The sequence below is a fragment of the Stenotrophomonas maltophilia group sp. Smal32 genome (assembly GCF_030237085.1).
Taxonomy (GTDB): domain Bacteria; phylum Pseudomonadota; class Gammaproteobacteria; order Xanthomonadales; family Xanthomonadaceae; genus Stenotrophomonas; species Stenotrophomonas maltophilia_Q.
Genome location: NZ_JASJSI010000017.1, coordinates 21,203 through 44,102, shown reverse-complemented (window position 1 = coordinate 44,102; position 22,900 = coordinate 21,203). Strand labels below are relative to the sequence as shown.

General features: G+C 65.5%; 23 protein-coding genes and 1 tRNA gene. 12 read left to right on the top strand and 12 right to left on the bottom strand.

The features are described from left to right. Window positions 1-47 precede the first annotated feature (47 nt). Together QRO91_RS06390 and QRO91_RS06385 are read right to left on the bottom strand one after the other, a co-directional pair. Complete coding sequence (locus QRO91_RS06390) at window positions 48-764, bottom strand: fumarylacetoacetate hydrolase family protein (protein WP_049429897.1); 717 nt, start codon at window positions 762-764, stop codon at window positions 48-50. Window positions 765-839: 75 nt separating this feature from the next. After that, entirely contained in the window at window positions 840-1,121 is a 282-nt protein-coding gene (locus QRO91_RS06385; protein ID WP_019660189.1) for a hypothetical protein, read from the bottom strand. 178 nt (window positions 1,122-1,299) lie between these two features. On the opposite strand from QRO91_RS06385, the gene QRO91_RS06380 reads away from it, so the two are divergent. Then, complete coding sequence (locus QRO91_RS06380; protein ID WP_049429898.1) at window positions 1,300-1,635, top strand: Rieske (2Fe-2S) protein; 336 nt, start codon at window positions 1,300-1,302, stop codon at window positions 1,633-1,635. Window positions 1,636-1,979: 344 nt separating this feature from the next. Here the strand turns inward: QRO91_RS06380 and QRO91_RS06375 are convergent, their stop codons facing one another. From QRO91_RS06375 to thiS, 4 genes are all read right to left on the bottom strand, one after another. Next, the gene (locus QRO91_RS06375; RefSeq protein ID WP_049429899.1) at window positions 1,980-3,827 is read right to left on the bottom strand and encodes an SLC13 family permease; all 1,848 of its coding nucleotides are present in this window, start codon (window positions 3,825-3,827) and stop codon (window positions 1,980-1,982) included. Window positions 3,828-3,854: 27 nt separating this feature from the next. Further along, window positions 3,855-4,589 carry a tRNA (guanosine(46)-N7)-methyltransferase TrmB gene (trmB, locus tag QRO91_RS06370; RefSeq protein ID WP_049429900.1) on the bottom strand — a complete coding sequence of 245 codons (735 nt, stop codon included), beginning with the start codon at window positions 4,587-4,589 and terminating at the stop codon, window positions 3,855-3,857. Beyond that, window positions 4,589-5,383, bottom strand: a complete 795-nt coding sequence (locus tag QRO91_RS06365; RefSeq protein ID WP_049429901.1) for a thiazole synthase — start codon at window positions 5,381-5,383, stop codon at window positions 4,589-4,591. Before QRO91_RS06365 ends, trmB begins: the two co-directional genes overlap by 1 nt. A 117-nt stretch (window positions 5,384-5,500) precedes the next feature. Continuing rightward, a complete protein-coding gene (thiS, locus tag QRO91_RS06360; protein ID WP_049429902.1) occupies window positions 5,501-5,701 on the bottom strand; it encodes a sulfur carrier protein ThiS in 201 nt (66 codons plus the stop codon). Window positions 5,702-5,908: 207 nt separating this feature from the next. Here thiS and QRO91_RS06355 point away from each other — a divergent pair, with 207 nt between their 5' ends. Both QRO91_RS06355 and QRO91_RS06350 read left to right on the top strand, forming a co-directional pair. After that, window positions 5,909-7,744, top strand: a complete 1,836-nt coding sequence (locus QRO91_RS06355; protein ID WP_100443667.1) for an autotransporter outer membrane beta-barrel domain-containing protein — start codon at window positions 5,909-5,911, stop codon at window positions 7,742-7,744. A gap of 117 nt (window positions 7,745-7,861) precedes the next feature. After that, a tRNA-Gly gene (locus QRO91_RS06350) sits at window positions 7,862-7,935 on the top strand. A 121-nt stretch (window positions 7,936-8,056) separates the two neighbouring features. Here QRO91_RS06350 and QRO91_RS06345 read toward each other — a convergent pair. The 3 genes from QRO91_RS06345 to QRO91_RS06335 are packed head-to-tail and all read right to left on the bottom strand — an operon-like array spanning window position 8,057 to window position 11,166. After that, on the bottom strand, window positions 8,057-9,535 hold the full coding sequence (locus tag QRO91_RS06345) for an acyl-CoA dehydrogenase family protein (RefSeq protein ID WP_049429904.1): 1,479 nt from the start codon (window positions 9,533-9,535) through the stop codon (window positions 8,057-8,059). After that, on the bottom strand, window positions 9,529-9,957 hold the full coding sequence (locus QRO91_RS06340) for an acyl-CoA thioesterase (RefSeq protein ID WP_049429905.1): 429 nt from the start codon (window positions 9,955-9,957) through the stop codon (window positions 9,529-9,531). Before QRO91_RS06340 ends, QRO91_RS06345 begins: the two co-directional genes overlap by 7 nt. 27 nt (window positions 9,958-9,984) lie before the next feature. Further along, on the bottom strand, window positions 9,985-11,166 hold the full coding sequence (locus tag QRO91_RS06335; RefSeq protein WP_049429906.1) for a YbfB/YjiJ family MFS transporter: 1,182 nt from the start codon (window positions 11,164-11,166) through the stop codon (window positions 9,985-9,987). A gap of 122 nt (window positions 11,167-11,288) precedes the next feature. Here QRO91_RS06335 and QRO91_RS06330 point away from each other — a divergent pair, with 122 nt between their 5' ends. The 6 genes from QRO91_RS06330 to QRO91_RS06305 all read left to right on the top strand — a co-directional run bounded on the left by QRO91_RS06330 (window position 11,289) and on the right by QRO91_RS06305 (window position 16,559). After that, the gene (locus tag QRO91_RS06330; protein ID WP_100443665.1) at window positions 11,289-12,314 is read left to right on the top strand and encodes a GlxA family transcriptional regulator; all 1,026 of its coding nucleotides are present in this window, start codon (window positions 11,289-11,291) and stop codon (window positions 12,312-12,314) included. A gap of 67 nt (window positions 12,315-12,381) precedes the next feature. Beyond that, entirely contained in the window at window positions 12,382-13,260 is an 879-nt protein-coding gene (gene rimK, locus QRO91_RS06325; protein ID WP_005410807.1) for a 30S ribosomal protein S6--L-glutamate ligase, read from the top strand. 246 nt (window positions 13,261-13,506) lie between these two features. Then, complete coding sequence (locus QRO91_RS06320) at window positions 13,507-13,983, top strand: hypothetical protein (protein ID WP_049429908.1); 477 nt, start codon at window positions 13,507-13,509, stop codon at window positions 13,981-13,983. Window positions 13,984-14,072: 89 nt separating this feature from the next. After that, window positions 14,073-14,543 (top strand): hypothetical protein, encoded by a 471-nt coding sequence (locus QRO91_RS06315; protein WP_005410805.1) that lies wholly within the window; start codon window positions 14,073-14,075, stop codon window positions 14,541-14,543. Between the two features lie 8 nt (window positions 14,544-14,551). Next, window positions 14,552-15,229 (top strand): response regulator transcription factor, encoded by a 678-nt coding sequence (locus QRO91_RS06310; RefSeq protein WP_005410804.1) that lies wholly within the window; start codon window positions 14,552-14,554, stop codon window positions 15,227-15,229. Then, window positions 15,192-16,559, top strand: a complete 1,368-nt coding sequence (locus QRO91_RS06305; protein ID WP_049429909.1) for a HAMP domain-containing sensor histidine kinase — start codon at window positions 15,192-15,194, stop codon at window positions 16,557-16,559. The genes QRO91_RS06310 and QRO91_RS06305 overlap by 38 nt, the downstream gene beginning before the upstream one ends. 205 nt (window positions 16,560-16,764) lie before the next feature. On the opposite strand, the gene coaE is transcribed toward QRO91_RS06305, so the two are convergent. From coaE to QRO91_RS06290, 3 genes are read right to left on the bottom strand one after another with little or no spacing between them, the layout of a single operon-like run. Continuing rightward, window positions 16,765-17,376 carry a dephospho-CoA kinase gene (gene coaE, locus QRO91_RS06300; RefSeq protein ID WP_049429910.1) on the bottom strand — a complete coding sequence of 204 codons (612 nt, stop codon included), beginning with the start codon at window positions 17,374-17,376 and terminating at the stop codon, window positions 16,765-16,767. 11 nt (window positions 17,377-17,387) lie between these two features. Continuing rightward, entirely contained in the window at window positions 17,388-18,251 is an 864-nt protein-coding gene (locus tag QRO91_RS06295; protein WP_049429911.1) for an A24 family peptidase, read from the bottom strand. Between the two features lie 7 nt (window positions 18,252-18,258). Continuing rightward, the gene (locus tag QRO91_RS06290; RefSeq protein ID WP_049429912.1) at window positions 18,259-19,518 is read right to left on the bottom strand and encodes a type II secretion system F family protein; all 1,260 of its coding nucleotides are present in this window, start codon (window positions 19,516-19,518) and stop codon (window positions 18,259-18,261) included. 353 nt (window positions 19,519-19,871) lie between these two features. On the opposite strand from QRO91_RS06290, the gene QRO91_RS06285 reads away from it, so the two are divergent. The 3 genes from QRO91_RS06285 (at window position 19,872) to pilB (ending at window position 22,817) form a co-directional block, all read left to right on the top strand. Beyond that, entirely contained in the window at window positions 19,872-20,303 is a 432-nt protein-coding gene (locus QRO91_RS06285) for a pilin (protein WP_049429913.1), read from the top strand. Window positions 20,304-20,453: 150 nt separating this feature from the next. Continuing rightward, window positions 20,454-20,861, top strand: a complete 408-nt coding sequence (locus QRO91_RS06280; protein WP_049429914.1) for a pilin — start codon at window positions 20,454-20,456, stop codon at window positions 20,859-20,861. 222 nt (window positions 20,862-21,083) lie between these two features. Further along, on the top strand, window positions 21,084-22,817 hold the full coding sequence (pilB, locus tag QRO91_RS06275; protein WP_005414305.1) for a type IV-A pilus assembly ATPase PilB: 1,734 nt from the start codon (window positions 21,084-21,086) through the stop codon (window positions 22,815-22,817). Window positions 22,818-22,900 lie beyond the last annotated feature (83 nt).

Below are 22,900 nucleotides of genomic sequence, written 5' to 3'. Positions count from 1 at the left end.
TTCTCCGGTGGGGGAAGTGGACAGCGCGCAGGGTAGCGCAGGTGATGTCAGCCGGCGATCACGCCGTGGCGCTCGGCCACGTTTTCCAGGCGGGCACTGAAGCGGTCGCCGGGCTTCAGTGCGGCCACCCCGGACGGGGTGCCCATGAACACCAGGTCGCCGGCACGCAGCTGCCACAGCTTGGACAGCTCGTGCAGGATCTCCGGCACATTCCAGATCATCTGGTCCAGCAGCGCCTGCTGGCGCACCTCGCCGTTGACCTCCAGCGACAGGTTCAGCGCGGCCAGGTCGCCCACTTCCTCGGCGTGGACGATTTCGCTGATCGGCGCGGAAGCATCGAAGCCCTTGGCCGCGTCCCACGGGTGGCCCTTGTCCTTGGCGGCGGCCTGCAGGTCGCGGCGGGTCAGGTCCAGGCCCACGGCGTAGCCGTAGACCAGTGCATCGGCATCGGCCACGGCCAGCTCACCGGCAGGTGCATCGCTGCCGATCGCCACCACCAGTTCCACTTCGTGGTGCAGGTTGGCAGTCGCCGGCGGGTAGGGGATGGCATCGTCGTGACCGACCACGATCGCATCGGCCGGCTTGCTGAAGAACATCGGGCGGCCGCGGTCATCGGCCGCCGGCACCGCTGCGCCCATTTCGCGGGCGTGGTCGGCGAAGTTGCGGCCGACGCAGTAGATGCGGTGCACGGGGAAGCTGCCGCCACCGGCTACCGGCACACGCGGCAGGGCTACGGCAGGGATCACATCGGAGACATCGGACATGCGGGCATCCAGGAAGGGCGGGCCCGCAGTCTAGAACGCATGGCGCCCGCCGTCAGCGGGCGCGGAAGACGTGGATCAGCGCGAGGCCGGCAGCACCGGCTTGCGCACTACGCGGTACTCGCCCTCGACCACGGTCGGGTCGACCGGACGCGCGGCGCCGGGCTTGCGCGAGGCCAGCAGCTTCCACGCCAGGCCGACCAGGATCATCGCCGCACCGACGAACACACCGATGAACACCATCGCGGCCAGGATCGCCAGGCCAAGCAGGCCCACGGCAACGCGCACCAGCGGATGGCGCGGCTTGCGCGGCGCGAACAGGGTGCGGAACTGGTTGAAGGCGGATGCGCGATTGAACATGGCGGCTCGATAGGCTGGGATCAGCGAAACCAGAGTATCGGGACGCGCCACTGTCATTGAGTGAAAAACTCGTTAAATATAGCCTGTGCTTATTACGGATCAATGACTTGTGTTCATGTCGCAGCCAGTCACCTGAGCAGGCATGCGACAATTCCGGTTTACCGTCCGAGCCTTCGCCATGACTACCGCTACCGCCCTGATCGCCCTTGAAGCCATTGCCGATGGTGCGTTTGCCGAGGTCGAAGCGGTGGTCGATGGCGATGCCGAGTCCCTGGTTCTGTACCGCGACGGCGCGCAGGTCCGCGCCTTCCTGAATATCTGCCCGCACGCCGGCCGTCGCCTGGATTGGGCCCCGGGCCAGTTCCTGAAGAGCCGCGAGGGCCACCTGGTCTGCGCCGCGCATGGCGCCTCGTTCGCGCTGGACAGCGGCGACTGCATTGCCGGCCCGTGCAAGGGCGACCGCCTGCGCGCCGTGCCGGTGGACGTGCGTGACGGGCAGGTTTACCTGGCCTGAGGCCGGAAGCAGTCGAGCACGGCTCGACTCTACAAAAGCCGTGTCGACCAAGGTCGACACCCACCAGAGCGAGATCCGTGCCGACCAACGGTCGACACCCACCAGAGCGAGATCCGTGCCGACCAAGGTCGGCACCCACCATCAGCAGCATGAACCTGTCGAAGGCGGGGCACTGTGGGTTTGCGGGGTGTGAGCGGCATGGATGCCGCGACCAAGCCCCCATGGACGGGTTCACGGCGTCCCCGCAAACCCACAGTGCCCCGCCATCCCACGGAATGCACGCTGTTGCCGTTGCTTCGGCTTCTGCGGGTGCAGGGCGCAGCCCTGCCAACAAACCCCAACCCTCAGAACATCAGGTTGATCATCAATACCACCACACAGGTGTAGATCAGCGACAACGGTCCGCCGACCCGCCACATCTCGCGCGGGGTGTAATTGGCCGGACCGGTGATCATCGAAATCACCGGATTCGACGCCGTCATCAGGTTGTTGGACGCCGACAGCGCCACGATCAGCGCGAACGCGGTCGGGTTGCCACCGGCCGCCAGTGCCAGGTTCACCGCAATGGGCACCATCACGATGGTCGCACCCACGTGGCTGATCACCAGCGAGAACGCCGTGGTCAGCAGCGCCAGTGCCACTTCCAGCACCCAGATCGGGATACCGGTGGGCAACTTGTCGATGGTATGGCCAGCCACCCACGCCGCCGCACCGCTGGAATCCATCGCCCAGCCGAGCGGAATCAGCCCGGCCATCATGAACACCGTCTTCCAGTTGATCGAGGCGTAGGCCTCGTCCATGCGCAGCACGCCGGTCAGCAGCATGCCAGCCACGCCGGTCATCAGCGTCAGCGCCACCGGCAGCTTGCTGGTCAGCGCGATGAGGATGGTCAACGCGAAGATCGCCATCGCGATCTTGAACTTGTGCGGGCGCTGTTCGCCCGTCGGGTAGTCGGTCACCACCACGAAGTCGCGGCTGCGCGCGGCCTGCGCCAGGTCGGTCCAGATGCTGTGGAACACCAGCATGTCACCGGCGCGCAGCTGCACATCGCGCACGTCCTCGCGGATCACCTGCTTGTCGCGGTTGATCGCCAGCAGGCTGATGCCGCGCTCCTTGCGCAGGCGCAGATCGGCCGCGCTCTTGCCGATCACGTTCGAGGTCGGCGGCACCACCGCCTCGGAAATACCGGCACGGCTGGGATTGAACAGGTCGCCCAGGTGCTTCAGGCGCGAGGACATGCGCAGGAACTGGTTCTGCGCGAAGTCGTTGATCTGCTCACGCGGCCCCATCGCACCGAGCACGCTGCCAACCCAGATGCGCATTTCCGCCGGCGGCGCCAGGCGGGTGTCGTTGCCGGTCTTCAGGGCAAGCAGCAGCGGCGCGTCGTGCAGGTTCTCGGCCTCGCCCAGGGTCATGCCCACCAGCGGGCTTTCGGCACTGACCACCAGCTCGAACACATCACCTTCAATGCCGTAGGTCTTGGCGAAGTAGCTCTCGGTGCGCGCCGGCGTGACACCGTCGTTGACCAGGCTTTCTTCTTCGACCAGCTTGCGGTCGCCGTAATAGCGGAAATACAGCAGCGAGGCGATCAGCAGGGCCACGCCGATGGGCAGCGGCGCGAACATGCGCAGCGGTTCGATGGTGGCCAGGCCCGAGGGCAGGTTGTTGTTGGCCGAGGCCAGCAGATCGTTCAGCAGGATCAGCGGCGAGTTGCCGACCATGGTCAGCGCGCCGCCCATCACGATCGCCGCCGAGATCGGCAGCAGCAGGCGCTGCAGGGTCAGGCCGGTGCGCGCTGCCAGCCGCGAAGCGACCGGCAGGTACAGCGCCATCACCGACGGGTTCTGCATGAAGGACGAGTTCAGGCCGGCGATGGCCGTGGTCATCATCAGCAGCCGCTGCTCGACGCCATGGCCGCGCCGCAGCAGCCAGGCGGCCAGCCGGTTCAGCGCCCCGGTGCGGTCCAGACCCGCACCGAGGATGGTCGTGGCGATGATGCTCATCACCGCGTTACCGGAGAAGCCGCCGAAGATCTCTTCTGGCGCGATCAGGCCGGTGACACCCAGCACCACCAGCACCACCAGCGCGACCACGTCGGCGCGGATGCGCTCGAACAGGAACATCGCCATCGTGAAGCCGACCAGCCCGAGCACGAGCTTCATGTCGTTGGTCAGCGTCAGCGCGGTATCCATGTGGGGCGCGGTGTCCTCAGATGATCGTCAGGTGCGGTCGTACAGCAGGTCCCAGACGCCATGGCCGAGCTTCTGGCCGCGGGTCTCGAAGTGGGTCTGCGGGCGCCAGTCCGGGCGCGGCACGCTGCCACGCGGGCCGGCACGGTTGACCAGCCCGGCGGTGGCATCGAGCACGTCCCACATCTGCTCGGCGTAGTCTTCCCAGTCGGTGGCGCAGTGCAGGCGGCCGCCCGGGCGCAGCTTGCGCACCAGCAGGTCGGCGAACGCCGGCTGCAACAGGCGGCGCTTGTTGTGGCGCTTCTTGTGCCACGGGTCCGGGAAGTAGATGCGCACTTCATCCAGCGCACCGTCGGCGATCTCGTTCTGCAGCACCTCCACGGCATCGTGGTGGTACAGGCGCACGTGGTCGGCGTTGTCCTCGGCCAGCGCGTTCAGCAGGCGACCCACGCCCGGGGCATGCACTTCGATGCCGATGTAGTCGCGCGACGGGTCGTGCTGGGCGGCGAAGCGCAGCGCGGCACCGTTGCCGAAGCCGATTTCCAGCACCTTGTGCGCCGGGCGGCCGAAGGTGGCATCCAGGTCGCGCGGCTGGCCGTTGTAGTCGATGCCGAAGCGCGGCCAGCGTTCATCGAACGCGCGCTGCTGGGCGGGAGTGAAGCGGCCCTGGCGCAACACGAAGCTGCGCACCTCGCGGCGGCCCTCGCTCACGGTGAAGGGCTTGGGCGGGGCCTTGGAGCCGGCGCTGTCAAAAGGATTGGTCATCAGCCGATCAGCCCATCCACCGGGGAGGAGGCGCTGGCGTAGCGCTTGCGCGGAATGCGCCCGGCCAGGAAGGCCTCGCGGCCGGCCTCGACTGCCTTGCGCATGGCGCTGGCCATCAGCACCGGGTGGCGTGCACCGGCAATGGCGGTGTTCATCAGCACGCCATCGCAGCCCAGCTCCATTGCGATCGCCGCGTCGGAGGTGGTGCCCACGCCGGCGTCGACGATGATCGGCACCTTGGCGTCTTCGATGATCTGCAGCAGGTTGTACTTGTTCTGGATGCCCAGGCCCGAACCGATCGGCGCGGCCAGCGGCATCACCGCGGCGCAGCCGATCTCTTCCAGGCGCTTGGCCAGGATCGGGTCGTCGGAGGTGTAGACCATCACCTCGAAACCGTCCTTGACCAGCTGCTCGGCAGCCTTGAGGGTCTGCACCACGTCCGGGTACAGCGACTTCTGGTCGCCCAGCACTTCCAGCTTGGTCAGGTTGTGGCCGTCCAGCAGCTCACGGGCCAGGCGGCAGGTGCGCACGGCATCTTCGGCGGTGTAGCAGCCGGCGGTGTTGGGCAGGATGGTGTAGCGCTCCGGCGGCAGCACGTCGAGCAGGTTCGGCTCCCCCGGGTTCTGCCCGATGTTGGTGCGGCGGATCGCCACGGTGACGATCTGGGCGCCTGCAGCCTCGGTGGCCAGGCGGGTTTCTTCCAGATCCTTGAACTTGCCGGTGCCGGTCAGCAGCCGCGAGCCATAGGTCTTGCCGGCGATCACCAGCGAATCGGGGGAGACATGAACGTTCATGGCGCGATTATCGCCTATCCGCCTGAAGATGGGGTCATACAGCGGGCAGGGCCGAGCATGGGGTCAGAGCCCTTTGCCACCGGCAAAGGGCTCTGACCCCTGAAGACCCGCGCAGCCTCAACCCCCGCCCAGTGCGTGCACGATCTCGACCACATCACCCTCGGCCAGTACATGTTCGCCGTGGCGGCTGCGGCTGACGATTTCGCCATTGACCTCCACGGCCACCCGGCGCTGCAGCAACTGCTCGGCCTCGAGCAGGTCGTGGACGGTCGCCGAAGCGGGCAGGGTGCGGGGTTCGCCATTGAGCTGGATGTTCATCCGCGCATTGTCGCCGATAGCCCGCCGGGATCGGAACGCTTGCAAATTGAACGGGGCGCCAGCTCCGGCACAGCAGGTTTCCCGGTGATCGGGCGACAATCCATGCGGCGGCGCAGCGTGAGCAAAACGCTGCGCAGTGAAACCATTCACCGTGCGCCGGCGTACGTGCGCCGGGTCCCCAATGATTTCCCCACAGGAGTTTCCTACATGCAGCTCAGCAAACACCCGATCCGCTCCCTGATGGCGGCCGCGATCGCGCTGGCCGCGCTTCCGGCCATGGCAGGCGAATCCCCGTATTCCAAGGCCGTGTTCTTCGGCGACAGCCTGACCGATGCCGGCTATTTCCGCCCGCTGCTGCCGGCCGATGTGCGCCCGGTAACCGGCCAGTTCACCACCAACCCGGGCTGGGTGTGGTCGCAGCAGGTCGCCAACTACTATGGCCTCAATGGCGCCGCCAATGGCAACGGCCAGAGCGGTGACAACTACGCGGTCGGCGGTGCCCGCGTCGGCGTGGACGTGGCGAGTCCGATGGGAACCATCCCGTCGCTGAAGTCGCAGGCGGCCCGTTATCTGGCTGCCAATGGCGGCAAGGCTGACGCCAATGTCCTGTATACGGTGTGGGGCGGTGCCAATGACCTGTTCGCCGCCGCCGCTGCGCCGACGCAGGCACAGGCCATCATCGGCGCCGCCGTCACCGACCAGATCGCCCTGGTCGGCGCGCTGAAGCAGGCCGGTGCCGAATACGTGCTGGTGCCGAACCTGCCCAACGTCGGCCTGACTCCGGCCTTCCGCGGCCCGAATGCCGCCGCTGCCACCGCGTTGTCGGCCGGCTACAACAAGGCGCTGTACGGCGGGCTGAAGCAGGCCGGTATCGAGTTCATTCCGCTCGATACCTTCACCGTTCTGGGCGAAGTCGCCGCCAATCCAGGCATGTATGGCTTCACCAACGTCACCAGCACCGCCTGCAAGATCGATCCGGCCAACTCGACGCAGAGCATCCTGACCTGCAATCCGACCAGCTACGTCAGCCCGGATGCGGCCAACACCTATCTGTTTGCCGATGGCGTGCATCCGACCACGGCGGGCCACCAGCTGCTGGGCCAGTACGCGGTCTCGGTGCTGGAAGCCCCGCGCCTGCAGCAGGTGCTGAGCCACTCGGCGCAGACCATCGGTCGTTCGCGTGCCGATCAGGTCAGCATGCACCTGGGCGGTCGTTCGGCCGACGGCCTGTCCTGGTGGGGTGGCGTGCGCGGTGACCTGCAGCGTTACGACCACGCGGATCTGTACGACGGCCTGGCGCCGGCCGGCCTGTTCGGCATCGACTGGGCGCGCGACGGCATGGTGGTCGGCGGCTTCGCCGGCTTCGGCCGCCTCAACGCCGATTTCGGCAACAGCCGTGGCGACTTCACCCAGAAGGACACCACCGCCGGTCTGTTCGCCGGCTGGTACGGCGATCGCATCTGGGTCAACGGCCAGGTCAGCTACACCTGGCTGTCGTATGACGTGAACCGCAAGGTCCAGCTCGGCCCGGCCACCCGCGAGCACGGTGGTTCGCCGGACGGCAGCAACCTGACTGCCGCCCTGAACGCCGGTTACGAGTTCGGCACCGAAGGCGGCTTCCGCCACGGTCCGATCGCTTCGGTGATCTGGCAGAAGGTGAAGATCGATGGTTACACCGAAAGCGCTGCGGCCGGCACCCTGGCCACCGCGCTGGGTTACGACCGACAGAACGTTGATTCGACCGTTGGCCGCATCGGCTGGCAGGCACGCTTCGATGGCGGCACCGTCAAGCCATACGCGCAGCTGACCTACGACCACGAGTTCGAAGACACCAAGCAGGCCAGCGCATGGCTGCAGACGCTGCCGGAGCTGGGCAGCTACCGCGTGCCGGGCCTGAAGTTCGACAAGGACTACGCCACCGTGGTGCTGGGTGCCCGTACCGAGCTGTTCGGCCTGCAGAGCAACTTCGGCCTGAGCGCTTCGGCCGGGCAGAAGCGTGCCCAGGACGCGACGCTGTTCGCCAACTTCAGCGGCAGCTTCTAAGCAGAAACCAGGCGGGGTCGGATCCCTTTCGGCAACCAAAGGGCTCCGACCCCGCTCTGATGCGGGGGGGCACCATTGCACAACACCGGCCCCAGCGCATAGACTTTCCACCGCAACGCGGGCGTAGCTCAATGGTAGAGCTGTAGCTTCCCAAGCTACTGACGTGGGTTCGATTCCCATCGCCCGCTCCACCCTGCGGTCTGGGCCAGTATCAGATGCTCCGGGTTTCCGCACAGCCCTGTGGTTCAACCTGCAGTTTCCACGTTGCTGCGCCACGCGGTCCTGCCACAGCTGCCGTTGATCGACGCTGCTTCATGCGCATGCGTCGCTCTGCACGTAATCGAGCTCTTCCCGCAGCGCATTGAGATTGAGCATCAGCAGTTTTGACGCCTGTCGAATGTCGCGACGGTCGTAGCGTGCCTGTGACTCGTGGTCGCGCGCCACCAGACCCGCTCCGGGCATCTGGTGCAGGCGCTGTGCGCGGCGCACCAGGCAGTCCAGTCCGAAGATCCGCGACAGCATCCGCCCCAGAACAACCCGGCCTGCCTGGTTGAGGTTCTGCGTATCGATGTCGTAGAACTGGGGTGCCTGAGCCGCAGCGAAGCGGCTGTAGGGGTTGGCCTGCAGGACGTCGCGCAGATTCGCGAACCCGCCAACATGCATCTCATGCAGGGCAATGTCGGCCAGGTGTTGGCACAGCAGATCATTGGTTCCATCGAAGATCGTGTACACCCGTGCATCCAGCAGGGCGTGTGCAGCGATGTTGTCCGCACCGGTGCGGTAGCCTTCTCCGCCGCACAGCTGTTGGTAGTCGATGGCGGAATCCAGCATCAGTTCCGACGACAGCACCTTGGTGGCCAGGGAGGCGAACATGCTGCCGGAGATATCGCAGGTGTAGTCTTCTTCAAGCAGAAGATGGTGGTAAAGCGCGTTGCAGATCACGTAGTGGTTGCGGATGCGCGACACTTTGTAGCGCACGTATTCGATGTCATACAGGGAGCCTTCGCCGATCTGTCGGTTCTGCGTCTGCGACAGCGCTTCCCGGTAGAGACGGCGCAGAAAGCCGCTGGACATGGCCGCCTTGCTGAACCTCGACGCGCACAGGATCTCGGCTGTATCGCCCAGTCCCGTGCGACGCTTGTCGAGCCGCCGATGGGGGGCGACCCGGATGTCGATTTCGTTCAGCCCGTACCCCAGGTTCTTCAGGCCCAGGCTGTCGTAAACCTCGGTGGTAACGAAGCCACCGTCCGAGCGCCGGTGCACGAAGTAGCCGAATTGCTTTCCGGCGTACTGGCGGGCGCACACGATCCACCAGTCGGCCTGTGCGCTGAAGGCCTGCCAATGCTTGCTGCCCCGCACGTAGTAGCTGCCATCCTGTTCTTCATAGGTAGTCTTCATGCGCGACAGGCTCGAGCCATGCTCCGGCTCGGTGAAGGCGATGCCGCCGATCACGGGGTTTTCGAGGAAGTCCTCGAAGACCTCCGCCTGCAGCCGGGACGATCCGCTGAGCGCTACGTTGCGCAGGAAAAGCACGGTTACGATCATCGTGTACATGCCCAGCGGCAGGTTGTACTCCGACATCATTTCAATCACTTCGCACATTTCGCGGTGGTTGTGCCGCCCCTCGTGCGACACCGGAATAGCGGGCAGGCAGATGCCCTCGTCCATCAGTTGCGCCCAGCGCTCCTTGGGCAGCGGCTCCTGCGGCAGCGCATTGCTGTCGAACACGGGCAGCAAGTTCTGGATCTGCCGCAGGAAGCTCTCGGTGTCGCGGTGGGTCTTGTTCAGCATGATGGTTCCTTCATCGCAAGTGATTGGGCGTACTCCTCGGTGAAGAAGATCGACAGGGCGCGCCGTCGCGTGCCGTCGATCTCCTGCGTAGCGTTGGCGGCGTAGTCGAAATGGACCATCACGCAGCGTCCGCTGGCGACCTGCTGGCCGCATTGGAAGGCGTTCTGCACGATGGACAGGGACGACCGGCCGATCGCATCAATGCGGGTGTCGATCTCGACGTCGTGCTCTGCGCGGATCTGTTTCAGGAAGTCGACCTCATAACGGCGCAGGATCAGACTGAGATCGCGCATGTTTCCGGTTTGGCTGAAATGCAGGAAGATCGGAAGGCGGCCATGCTCGAACCACACCGGCAGCGCGGTGTTGGTGACATGCCCGAGCACATCGACTTCGGAAAATCGCGGAGAGATGACAATGCGCACACGGAGCTCCTTGGAGGCTGGTGAGGTTCATCCGGCGCCGCGCGGGGCGCGTGCCGCCCACGGCAGGGCGACGGCGGCGACATGCAGCGCGGCACTGAGCCATAGCGCTCCATCCAGACCGGTACGATCGGCCACTGCGCCGGCGGCCACCGGACCGATGGCCTGGCCGGCGGCGAAGGCGAGGTTGAACAGAGCCATCGCGCGGCCTATGCGCGCTGCGGGCAGGTTCTGCCGGACAAGGACCGCGATGGCGGCTGCAGCGATGAAGACGCTTGAGCCGAACACCGCAGCGGAAACAAACAGGCCCGTCGTGCCGCCCAGCAACGGTGCCAGCGTGCCCAGCAGTGACACCGCGCAGCACGCTGACAGCACGTGCGCGCCAGGCCATGCACCCAGCGCGCGCCGCCAGAGCATTCCCGAACACAGGATTGCGATGCCCAGCACCGTCCACACGGCGATGCCCTGCTGCCAGGACAGTCCGTGGTCGCGCAGCCACGCAAAAATGAAAGTGAGATAGATGATGTAGCCACCGGCCCAGCAGAAGTAGGCTGCCAGGCAGGCACCCAGGTGCCGAAGTGGCAGCGGCGCATGGTCGTGGGCTTCAGTGACGGCGGTTGATTCCTGTATCCGGCCGGCCAGTGTCATTGGCCATATCGAGGCGAGAAGCCCAACGGCCCCCAGCACCAGCCACGCCGTTGGCCAGGTTGCGGCCCCATGGATGGCCAGCAGCGGCGCCACGGCCAGGCCGGCGGCAATGAGCCCGATGCCGGCGCCGCCGAAGAACAGACCTGTTGCCGCTCCGCGACGGTTGGGTGCATGCCGGTAGTGCAGCAGCACGAGCGTGCTGCCGCAGGCCGAGACCCAGGCAGCGCCAACGCCGTTGAGCACGCGTTGGGTGCTCAGCCAGGGCAGGGCACCGCTGGCGCCGGTCACGGCCAGAGTGAACACGCACAGCCCCAGGCCTGCCTGGAACAAGCGGCGTGCGCTGACCCGGTGCAGAAGCGCATAGGCGGTGCCTGCTCCAAGCACATAGCCGAGCGCATTTGCCGTGTTGAGCCAACCCGCCTGCGCATAGGTCCATTGCAGATCCTCGCGCATGGCGGGAAGCAGCAGTGCGTAGGCAAATCGCCCCAGGCCGTTGGCAACCGCCATCGACAGGCACAGGGCGAAGGCTGGCCACAGTGATGGCAGTACTGCAGGCGAGCCCATCAACACCGTGCTGCGTGGCTCTGTCTGCATTGCTCAAGCCCCCGATGTGATGACCGCGTGACCTATTAAAGCGTTGCTGGTCTACACTGCGAGGTGTCTTGATTGACAAAAAACAATCCAGAATGGACAAGCCTGAATTCATCATCGCGGTGCTCGACGGGACGTTGGCTGCCAGCGTGGGCGCGACACTCGATGTACTGGATTTCGCCAATCGCTCGGCCGAGCGCCTCGGTCAGCCGGCGCTGCGCTGGCGCGTGGCAGGCAGCCGTCGCCAGTTGCGGTTGAGCAATGGCATGACGCTGAAGGCCGAGCCGCTGTCCAGCATCGGCGATGGGGCTGCCGGCGTACTGGTCATACCCAGCCTGGGGCTGGACGGCATGCTCGATGCCAACGGGCACGAGCCATGTGGACTGGACGCCCGCTACACCGACGGTATTGCATTGCGCCGGTTGGCCATGCCGGATGCCCAGCATCTGGCACGCTTGGCTGCCCACTTCCACGCGAGCGGGGGCAGGGTCTGCGCCAGCTGTTCGGGGGTACTGGTGCTGGGGGAGGCTGGATTGCTCGACGGCCGTCGTGTCACCAGTCATTGGGCATTGGCGGGCCTGCTGCGTCGGCGCTTCCCGCAGGCACGGCTGGATCCGGCCTGCATGGTGGCAGAGGAAGGTCGACTGACCACGGCAGGAGCAGCAATGGCACAGATGGATCTGATGCTGCACCTGGTGCGCCAGTACTCCGGGCGTGACGTTGCCGAGGCGGTCATGCGTTTCCTGCTGGTGGACAGCCGCACCACCCAGGCTCGCTACATGGCCTGGCAGGATGCCGACCACGATGACGACACCGTGCGCCGTTTCGAATCGTTGATCGAAACCAGCCTTCCGCATGCTCTGGGCATGGAAGAAGCGGCCCGGCGCCTGCACCTGACGGCGCGTACCCTGGCCCGACGCGTCCATCGGGTTACCGGCAGTTCGCCACGGGTGCTGGTGCAGACAGTACGGATGCGGATGGCTCAGCGGCTTCTGGAGCGGACAGATCTTTCGGTGGAGGATGTGGCCGAGCGGGTTGGCTATGCCAATGCAACGTCGCTGCGGAAGCTGACGTTGAAGATGACGCAGCTGACACCGGCACTGTTGCGCCAGCGGCTCTGAGTACATCCATCATCGCAGCGCCACACGCCCGCGCTATGCTGCGCGCCTGCCGCCCGATCCTGCCGCGATGAAGCTCGCCATCCTGTCCCGCAACAGCTCCCTGTACTCCACCCGCCGGCTGGTCGAGGCGGCGCGCGCGCGCGGCCACACCGTTCGCATCCTGGACCCGCTGCGCTGCTACATGCGCATCGCCGCTGATGGCTTCTCGATGCACTACAAGGGCCGGCCGATGACCGGCGTGGACATGGTCATCCCGCGCATCGGTGCCTCGATCACCCGCTACGGCACCGCAGTACTGCGCCAGTTCGAACTGATGGGCGCACGTACCCCGAATCCGTCCGACGCGATCCTGCGTTCGCGCGACAAGCTGCGTGCACACCAGCTGCTGGCGGCCAAGGGCATCGACATGCCGGTCACTGTGTTCGGCGACAACCCTGACGACACCGTCGACCTGTTGTCCATGCTGGGCCCGCCGCCGCATGTGGTGAAGCTCAACGAGGGTACCCAGGGGCGGGGCGTGATCCTGACCGAGAAGGCCAGCGCCTCGCGCGGCATTGTCGAGGCCCTGCGCGGGTTGTATGCCAATTTCCTGATGCAGGAGTTCATCGGCGAAGCCAAGGGGGCGGATCTGCGCTGCTTCGTGGTCGGCGACCAGGTGGTGGCCTCGATGCAGCGTCAGGCGCCGGAAGGTGACTTCCGCTCCAACCTGCATGCGGGGGGGACGGCGGTGGCGGCCAAGGCCAGCCGTGCCGAGCAGCAGGTGGCGGTGCGGTCGGCCAAGGCACTGGGACTGTCGGTGTGCGGGGTGGACCTGATCCGCTCCGCGCGCGGCCCGCTGGTGCTGGAGGTCAACTCCACGCCGGGGCTGGAAGGGATCGAGGCTGCCTGCGGGGTGGACGTGGCCACGCGCATCATCGAGCACGTCGAGAAGCTGAAAAAACCTTGAAATTTCAGTTGCTTGAGATTCTCATGGGCGGATGAGGCCGGCTTTAACAAGCCTTTAATCGGCCCGCGCGTAGGCTTCAGCGAACCGCAGCTCTGCCTCTCAGCAGGATCGGTATCGGGATACAACTTCAGACCCAGGCGGGGGCACCGCCTGGGTCTTTTTTATGCCTGCCCGGCGTCCCTTGTGGAGGCAGCGTGACGCCCGTAGAGTGGCCCCCATCGTTCCTGGATGGATCGGAGGCTGGCGATGTACCGCATCACGATGATCGCGTTGTTGCTGTCCCTGGCCGGATCTGCTGCGGCCAAGCCGGAGAAATCCGTTGTGCAGATGGACCGGCAGTCGCCGGTGGCCGAGCAGGTACGCCAGGTGGAAAAGGCCCTGGGTGATGGCGATTACAGCGAGATTTCCGCTGATGACCGCAGCGAGGTGCGCCAGGCACTGGCCCGGATCACCGCGCGGATGGGAGGCCACCAGAGCCTGCAGGAACTGCCACCGCAGGTGCAGGGGGAAGTCTTCAACGACCAGGAGCGGATCAATACCCTGCTCACCCGCGCCCATGAGGACAGCCGGCAGATCTGCCAGCACACGCGCACCACCGGCAGCAACATGCCGAAAAGCCGCTGCCTGACGGTGGCGGAGCGCCGCCGGATCGAAGAAAAGGGCAAGGCTCTGTTGAACGACCAGCGCACCTTCAACAACTTCAACCCTGCCAGCTCGCGGTAGGGCCACCGCTGCCCCGACCATTGGCACTTGCTGGCGTGAAGGTGGTGCGAATAGAGTCGGGATTCGCCACAGACAAGGATTTGTTTGCCATGAAACAGGCTTTGATGTCGGCCGTCCTGTTGTCAGGACTCGCCTTGGTCAGTACCGCATCGGCATCCAGGGGCAAGGACGTGTTCGTGCCCGGTCAGCCGCTGCAGCAGCAGATCGCGCGTATCGAGGTGGAGCTCAAGGACGGCGAAACCTATTCGGAACTCAAGCAGGACGAGCGCACCCGCGTCAACGACGCCCTGGCACGCATGCGGGCGGCGGTGGAGCAGTACCCGGCACGTGATTCCATGCCTGAACCGGTGCAAACCCAGGTCTTCAACGATCAGCAGGTCGTGAACACGGTTTTGACACAGGCGCGTGAAGATAGTCGTCTAATATGCCAACGTGAAAAGCCCATCGGTTCCAATCGGACCACGACGCAGTGCATGACCGTTGCCGAGCGCGCTCGGCAGAAGGAACGGGCTCAGCAGGACATGAGGCAGGTCATGCGCGCCGGCAGTACAGTCAATTAGAGGTGACAGTGAGAATCCTGGTAATCGAAGACAACAGCGACATTGCGGCCAACCTGGGCGACTATCTGGAGGACCGGGGGCATACGGTGGACTTCGCGGCTGACGGGGTCACCGGCCTGCATCTGGCCGTGGTGCACGAGTTCGACGCGATCGTGCTGGATCTCAACCTGCCAGGCATGGACGGCATCGAAGTCTGCCGCAAGCTGCGCAACGAAGCGCGCAAGCAGACGCCGGTGCTGATGCTGACGGCCCGCGATTCGCTGGACAACAAGCTGGCCGGCTTCGATTCCGGTGCCGATGACTACCTGATCAAGCCGTTCGCGCTGCAGGAAGTGGAAGTGCGTCTGAACGCCCTGTCGCGCCGCGGCAAGGGCGTGCAGACCCGCGTGCTGGAAACCGGCGATCTGGAGTACAACCTGGACACGCTGGAAGTGCGCCGCCAGGGCAAGCTGCTGCAGCTCAACCCGACCGCGCTGAAGATCCTGCAGGCGCTGATGGAAGCGGCGCCGGCGGTGGTGACCCGCCAGGAGCTGGAAACCCGCGTGTGGGGCGAGGAACTGCCCGACTCGGATTCGCTGCGCGTGCATATCCATGGCCTGCGTGCGGTGGTCGACAAGCCGTTTGAAGTGCCGCTGATCCAGACCCGCCATGGCATCGGATACCGCATCGCCACCCCGGAAGCCTGATTCCGTGGCAACCAAGGGGGAGCGCCGGCGCACGCCATACAGGCGGCGCCTGCGCAGCCGCATCATCGTCTCGTTCGTATTGTTGGGCTTCTGCCTGACAACACTGTTCGCGTTCGCCACCAACTGGGCCCGCCTGCGCGTGGAAAACCAGCTGGTGGAAGAGCTGATGAACCGCAACATCGACGAGTACGCGCGGCGCTACTACGAACACCCGGGCCACAACCCGGACGCGCCGGTGCTGCAGATCCGTGCGTATGCCTATTCCAAGGACAAGTTCGACCGGGTGCGCGAAGAGCGCGCGCAGTGGGCGGGCTTCTCCGATGGCATCCACAGCGTCAGCGGCGACGAACACGGCGAACCCTATTCCTACAAGCTGGCCGTGCGGAAGACGCCCGACGCCTGGTTCTTCCTCGCCTATGACATGACCGACAGCGTGCGCGGTGGCAAGCAGCTCAACCGCGCGCTGGTGTTGTCGGTGCTGGTGTTCAGCGTGCTGTCGCTGGTGCTGGGCTGGTGGTCGGCGTCGAAGGTGATGAAGCCGGTGTCGGACCTGGCCGCGCGGCTGCGTGCGTACCGTGGCGGTACCAGTGAACCTGAGCCCTTGGCGCCGCGCTTTCCCGATGACGAAGTGGGGCAGCTGGCACAGGCGCTGGACGATTATTCCTCGCGGCTGACCGAAGTCGTTCAGCGCGACCGCGAGTTCAATGCAGACGTCAGCCATGAATTGCGCACGCCGCTGGCGGTGATCCGCGGGGCCACCGAGCTGCTGCTGACCCGGCCCGGCCTGGACGAGAAGGTGCTGCAGCGCCTGCAGCGCATCCAGCGAGCCGAACAGCAGTGCAGCGACCTGATCGGCGCATTGCTGCTGCTGTCGCGCAACGAGCGCGGGCAGGGCACCAGCAACGTGGCGCGCGTGGCCGAGCAGCTGCTGGATGCGCACCGCGCGCAGCTGGGCGGCAAGCCGCTGGAGCTGCTGCTGGAAGGCGAGCGCAACCTGGTGATCGATGCACCCGAGGCGGCGCTGTCGGTGGCGCTGGGCAACCTGATCGGCAACGCGGTGAAGTACTCGCAGGACGGCGAAGTGCGCGTCTTCGTCGGCACCAATTCGGTATCGGTGACGGACAGCGGCCCAGGCCTGAGCGAGGAAGATGCAGCCAAGCTGTTCCAGCGTGGCTACCGCGGCACGCACGCCGGCCATTCGCAGGGTGGCGGCATCGGCCTGTCGATCGTCAGCCGTCTGTGCGACCTGTACGGCTGGCAGGTGAGCGTGCGCCCCGGTGGCGAGCGCGGCGTGATTGCCACCCTGACGTTCTCGCCGAAACCCTTGTAAGCGCCTGCCTCGTGTAGAGCCGAGCCTGCGCTCGGCTGCCCTGGCTTTCCGGAGCCGAGCATGGGCTCGGCTCTACAGTAGATCCACGCCACGCGTGGATGCGCTCCGGCAGTGCCGGCCGCTGGCTGGCAACCAGAGTTACAGTAGATCCACGCCATGGGTGGATGCGTTCCGGTAGTGCCGGCCGCTGGCCGGCAACCAGACCTCACCCCCGGGCCAACCCCAGATACCGCGCATGCAGCTGTTCCACCTGCGCCTGCAGGTCCTCCGGCCGTCCATCATTGACCACCACGTCATCGGCCAGCGCCAACCGCTGCGCGCGGCTGGCCTGGGCGGCAATCATCCGGTCAGCCAGCGCAGCGTCGATGCCATCGCGCTGCATCAGGCGGGCATGCTGCACGGCTTCCGGCGCATCCACCAGCAGTACCCGGTCCAGCCACGGGTATGCCTTCCGCCCACCGACCTCGGTCAGCAGCGGAATGGCGGCAATCGCATACGGGCTTTCAGCCTGCTCGCACTGCTGTTGCATCAGCAGGCGGATGGCCGGATGGGTGATGGCTTCCAGCGCCGTCCGCTCGGCCGGATCGGCAAAGACGTGGGCGCGCAGGCGACCCCGGTCCAGGCTGCCGTCGGCCAGCAACATGCCGGCGCCGAAGCGCTCGGCGATGCGGGCCAAGGCCGGGCTGCCGGCGGCGACCACGGCCCGGGCGGCCAGGTCGGCGTCGGCCACCACGATGCCCAGCGCCTCGAAGCGCCGGGTCACCTCGCTCTTGCCGGCGGCGATGCCGCCGGTCAGGCCAACCACGTAGCGGCTCATGGGGACTCCCCTCAGCGCAGCCCGCTCATCACCATGTACTGCTCCACCAGCGGCGCACCCCACATGAAGTACAGCCAGCCGGCGATGGCCAGGTAGGGCCCGAACGGAATCGGGGTGGCGCGGTCACGGCCCCGGCTGTACAGCCAGATCGAGCCGATGATGGCGCCCAGCACCGAGGACAGCAGGATGATCGGCAGGATGCCCTTCAGGCCACACCAGGCACCCAGGGCCGCCAGCAGCTTGAAATCGCCGTGGCCCATGCCTTCCTTGCCGGTCAGCTGCTTGAACAGCCACCAGACCGTCCACAGCGACAGGTAGCCCACCGCCGCGCCCACCAGGGCGGGCTTGGCCGGCATGTAGAGGTTGTCGATGCTGCCTATCAGCCCCAGCCACATCAGCGGCAGGGTGAGCTGGTCGGGCAGCAGCTGCGTGCGCAGGTCGATGCCGGACAGGGCGATCAGGAAGCAGGTCAGCACGATGGCGCCGAAGCCCTGCCAGCCGAAGCCGAACTGCCAGACGCAGGCCACCACCAGCAGCGAGGTCATCGCCTCCACCAGCGGGTACTGCAGCGAGATCGGCGCCTTGCAGTGGCGGCATTTGCCGCCCTGGATGATCCAGCTGAACAGCGGGATGTTCTCGTACCAGCTCAGCTTGTGCTTGCAGTGCGGGCAGTGCGACGGCTCGACCACGATCCCCGGCGGGGGCGGTTCATAGAAGTCCGGTTCCTCCAGGACTTCGCGCGCATCGCGCTTCCACTGCCATTCCAGCCGCTTGGGCAGGCGCAGGATGACGACGTTCAGGAAACTGCCCAGCAGCAGTCCGAAGGCGGCCGCGGCGGGGTAGCCGAGGCCAGGATGCTGGTCGAGAAAAGCCATGTATGTGTTATCCGACGACGGCGCCGAGTTTGAAGATGGGAAGGTACATGGCAATCACCATGCCGCCCACAATGGTACCAATGAACACCATGATCATCGGTTCCAGCAGGCTGCTCAGGGCATCCACCGAATTGTTGACCTCCTGCTCATAGTACTCGGCCACCTTGAACAGCATGGCATCCAGCGCGCCGGCCTCTTCACCGATGCCGGTCATCTGGATGACCATGTGCGGGAACAGGTTGGTCTGCTTCATCGACATGTTCACCGGGTAGCCTACCGAGACGTCGTCACGCATGCGCAGCACCGCCTCTTCGTACACGGTGTTGCCGGTGGCACCGGCCACGATGCCCAGCGCCTCCACCAGCGGCACACCGGCCTTGAAGGTGACCGCGGTGGTGCGCGAGAAGCGGGCGATGGCGCTGTTGTGCATGATCTGCCCGATCACCGGTACCTTCAGCACGAACCGGTCCATCGCGTGCTGCATCTTCGGCGAGCGCTTGTAGGCCATGATGGCACCGACAGCGGAGCCCACCACGATCAGGAATATCAGCCACCACCACGACACCATGAACCGCGAGAGGTTCACCACCAGCTGGGTGAAGGCGGGCAGCTCGGCGCCGAAGCTCTTGAACACGTCCTCGAACTGCGGCACCACGAACACCAGCATGATGCCGCTGACCAGCATGGCTACCACCACCACCATGATCGGGTAGAACAGCGCCTTCTTGATCTTGCCCTTCAGCGCTTCGATGTTCTCCTTGTAGGTGGCCACCGTGTCCAGCACGGTTTCCAGCACGCCGGCGCCTTCGCCGGCCCGCACCAGGTTGCGGTACAGCTCGTCGAACTGCACCGGGTGCTTGCTGACCGCCTCGTACATGGAGGAGCCGCCCTCGATGTCGGTGCGGATGGTGTCCACCAGCTTCTTCATCCGCGGGTTCTTGTGCCCGCTGGCGATGATGTCCAGCGCCGACACGATCGGCACGCCGGATTTCATCATCGTGGCCATCTGCCGGCTGAAGAAGGCGATGTCCTTGGGCTTGACCGGGCTGCCGGCGGCGCCGAACAGCGGCTTCGGCTTGGGCTTGACCTGGCCCGGGTTGATGCCCTGGCGGCGCAGTTCGGCGCGCAGCAGGTTGGCGTTCTTGGCCAGCTGCTCGCCCTTCATCTTCACGCCCCGCTTGTCGGTCCCCTCCCAGACAAACGGCTGCAGTTCCATGGTGGCGCGCGCCACCGGCTCTTTCTTGATCGCACTGCGACTGACAGACATGTTGGCTCCCCAAGACCCGCCATCCCCAGGCGGGTAACTAGCCATCGATGGTAGCGGGTTCAAGGCCGGATGGGCAGTTGGCAGGCGGCCCTGCGTGCGATTTCGTGCCGGGTGCCGACCAAAGGTGACGCACTGCGTCACATTGCCGCGTCCATCGCAGATTCGGATGCGGGGGGTTCCCATCCGCGAAATTGCTGCCATCATGGGCGCGGGGAAATCCAGGGGGAGGCGTGCCGGGGTTGGCACGCAACCTGCGTTGATCCACCCGCAGGGCATGGGGCCCGCTCATGCCGGCGCTGTCCGGTCCGATCCCGTGCACTGAACTCAACCACCACTATCTTGGGGATGTACCAATGAAGAACCAGAAGGGCTTCACCCTTATCGAACTGATGATCGTCGTCGCGATCATCGCCATCCTGGCCGCCATCGCGCTGCCGGCTTACCAGGACTACACCTCGAAGTCGAAGGTCACCGCTGCGCTGGCCGACCTGGCCTCGCACAAGACCCAGTTCGAGATGGAAAAGAGCGCGGGTCGCGTTCCGACTCCGAACAGTGCTGGTTTCCAGGGTACCTCGACTGGCAGTTGCTCGACGATCGCCGTGGACGGTGATGGTATGACTTGCACCATCCGTGATCCGGGCCGCATTGGCACCGGCTCCACCATCGCGTTGACTTACACGGATTCGGTTGTTGATGCCACCACTGGTGCCATCACGACTGCTGGCGGCTTCGCCTGCGTTACCAATGCTGTTGACGCCAAGTTCAAGCCGAAGGGCTGCAGCTGATCTAATGATTTCCTGAGTGGCGCGTAGCATACGCTCCCTTCATTTCATGAGATGAACACAGGGCCCGCTTCGGCGGGCCTTGTGCTGACCGGGCCGTGAAATCCGGTCAGCAGGCAGCAATGGGGATTGCTGGATCAAACAGGGGGAATCATGTACACCCAGAAGGGTTTCACGCTCATCGAACTGATGATCGTGGTGGCCATCATCGCGATCCTTGCGGCGATTGCGACTGTGGCATTTCAGCCATACGTCGTGCGCACCCAGTTGGCGGCGGCGCTTGCGGATATCACGCCGGGAAAGACCAAGGTGGAAATCCTCGTCAACGAGAACCGTCCGGCCAGTCTGGTGACAGCCGATCTTATCGGCGGTGCCCAGAACGCCCACTGCTCCAACGTCGAGGCCGAGCTCAGTGAATCCGGTGTCGGCCATATCAGCTGCACCCTGAAGGGCCACAGCGTGCTGGACGGCAAGGACCTGATCCTGCGCCGCTCCGCCGAGGGCATCTGGAGCTGCGATGGCAGCGCGTTCGAAGCGCGCTATCGCCCGACCGGCTGCTGATCACACTTCAGCGCTTCAATGGGATGCTGGCCGCCCCTTGACGGGGCTATCATCCCCGGGGGAGTCAGGATCGTGCCTGCCGGGCCGGGAGTGCCGGGCAAGGCAGTGTTGCTCATGGATTGGCGATGCCGGTGGCCATTGGGTCGCGGCGGGTTCTGCTGCCCCGTGCGGTGTCCGTGCAAGACGCACGGCATGGCATGACCCCATGAGCCAAGGATTCATATGAACGCTGTCACCACCGCCAATCTTGTCGGCATCACCGGCCTGGCCCGTCGTCTGGTGCAGGACGGGGCCCTGGACGAGGCCACCGCCCGCGACGCCATGGCCAAGGCCGCGGCCGCCCGCCAGCCACTGCCGACGTGGTTCGCGCAGAACAAGCTGGTCAATGCCTCGCAGCTGGCCGCCGCCAATGCGGTCGAGTTCGGCATGCCGCTGTTCGACGTGTCCACCTTCGACGCCAGCCAGAACGCGATGAGCCTGGTCAGCGAGGAGCTGCTGCGCAAGCACAACGTGCTGCCGCTGTTCAAGCGCGGCGGCAAGCTGTTCGTCGGCACCAGCAACCCGACCCACTCGCTGGACGAGATCAAGTTCCACACCAACCTGGTGGTCGAGCCGATCCTGGTCGACGAGGACCAGATCCGCCGCACGCTGGAACAGTGGCACGCCAGCCATGACACCCTCGGCGACGCCCTGGGTGGCGATGACGATGGCATGGGCAATCTGGACGTGGCGGCCGGCGACGAGGATCTCGGCGCCACCGGCGGCGATTCCGGCATCGACGCCAAGGGCGACGACACCCCGGTGGTGAAGTTCGTCAACAAGGTGCTGGTCGATGCGATCCGCAAGGGTGCCTCGGACATCCACTTCGAGCCCTACGAAGACGATTACCGCGTGCGCCTGCGCATCGATGGCCTGCTGAAGATGGTCGCGCGCGCGCCGGTGAAGTTGAACCAGCGCATCGCCGCCCGCCTGAAGGTGATGGCACAGCTGGACATCGCCGAGAAGCGCGTCCCGCAGGACGGCCGCATCAAGCTCAACCTGTCCAAGACCAAGCAGATCGACTTCCGTGTCAGCACGCTGCCGACCCTGTTCGGCGAGAAGGTGGTGCTGCGTATCCTCGATGGCAGCGCGGCCAAGCTGGGCATCGACAAGCTGGGCTACGAGCCGGACCAGCAGAAGCTGTTCCTGGATGCCATCCACAAGCCCTACGGCATGGTGCTGGTGACCGGCCCGACCGGTTCGGGCAAGACCGTGTCGCTGTATACCGCGCTGGGCATCCTCAACGACGAGACGCGCAACATCTCCACCGCCGAAGACCCGGTGGAAATCCGCCTGCCGGGCGTCAACCAGGTACAGCAGAACAACAAGCGTGGCATGACCTTCGCCGCGGCGCTGCGCTCGTTCCTGCGACAGGACCCGGACATCATCATGGTCGGCGAAATCCGCGACCTGGAAACGGCGGAGATCGCGATCAAGGCCGCGCAGACCGGCCACATGGTGCTGTCCACGCTGCACACCAACGATGCGCCGCAGACCATCGCGCGCCTGATGAACATGGGCATTGCGCCGTACAACATCACCAGCTCGGTGACGCTGGTGATCGCCCAGCGCCTGGCACGCCGCCTGTGCGGCAACTGCAAGCGCCCGTCCAGCCTGCCCGAACATGCGCTGCTGGCCGAAGGCTTCACCCAGGCGCAGCTGGATGCGGGCATCGAGCTGTACGAGGCCGTGGGCTGCGATGAATGCACCGAGGGCTACAAGGGCCGGACCGGCGTCTACCAGGTCATGCCGATGACCGATGAGATCGCCACCATCGTGCTGGCCGGTGGCAATGCGCTGCAGATTGCCGAGGCGGCGCAGCAGATCGGCGTGAATGACCTGCGCCAGTCGGCGTTGAAGAAGGCCGCAGCGGGCATCACCAGCCTGGCCGAGATCAACCGCGTCACCAAGGATTGATGCAACGCGGTTTTCCGTAGAGCCGAGCCCATGCTCGGCTCCACAGTAGATCCACGCCATGCGTGGATTACGTGGCCCCAATC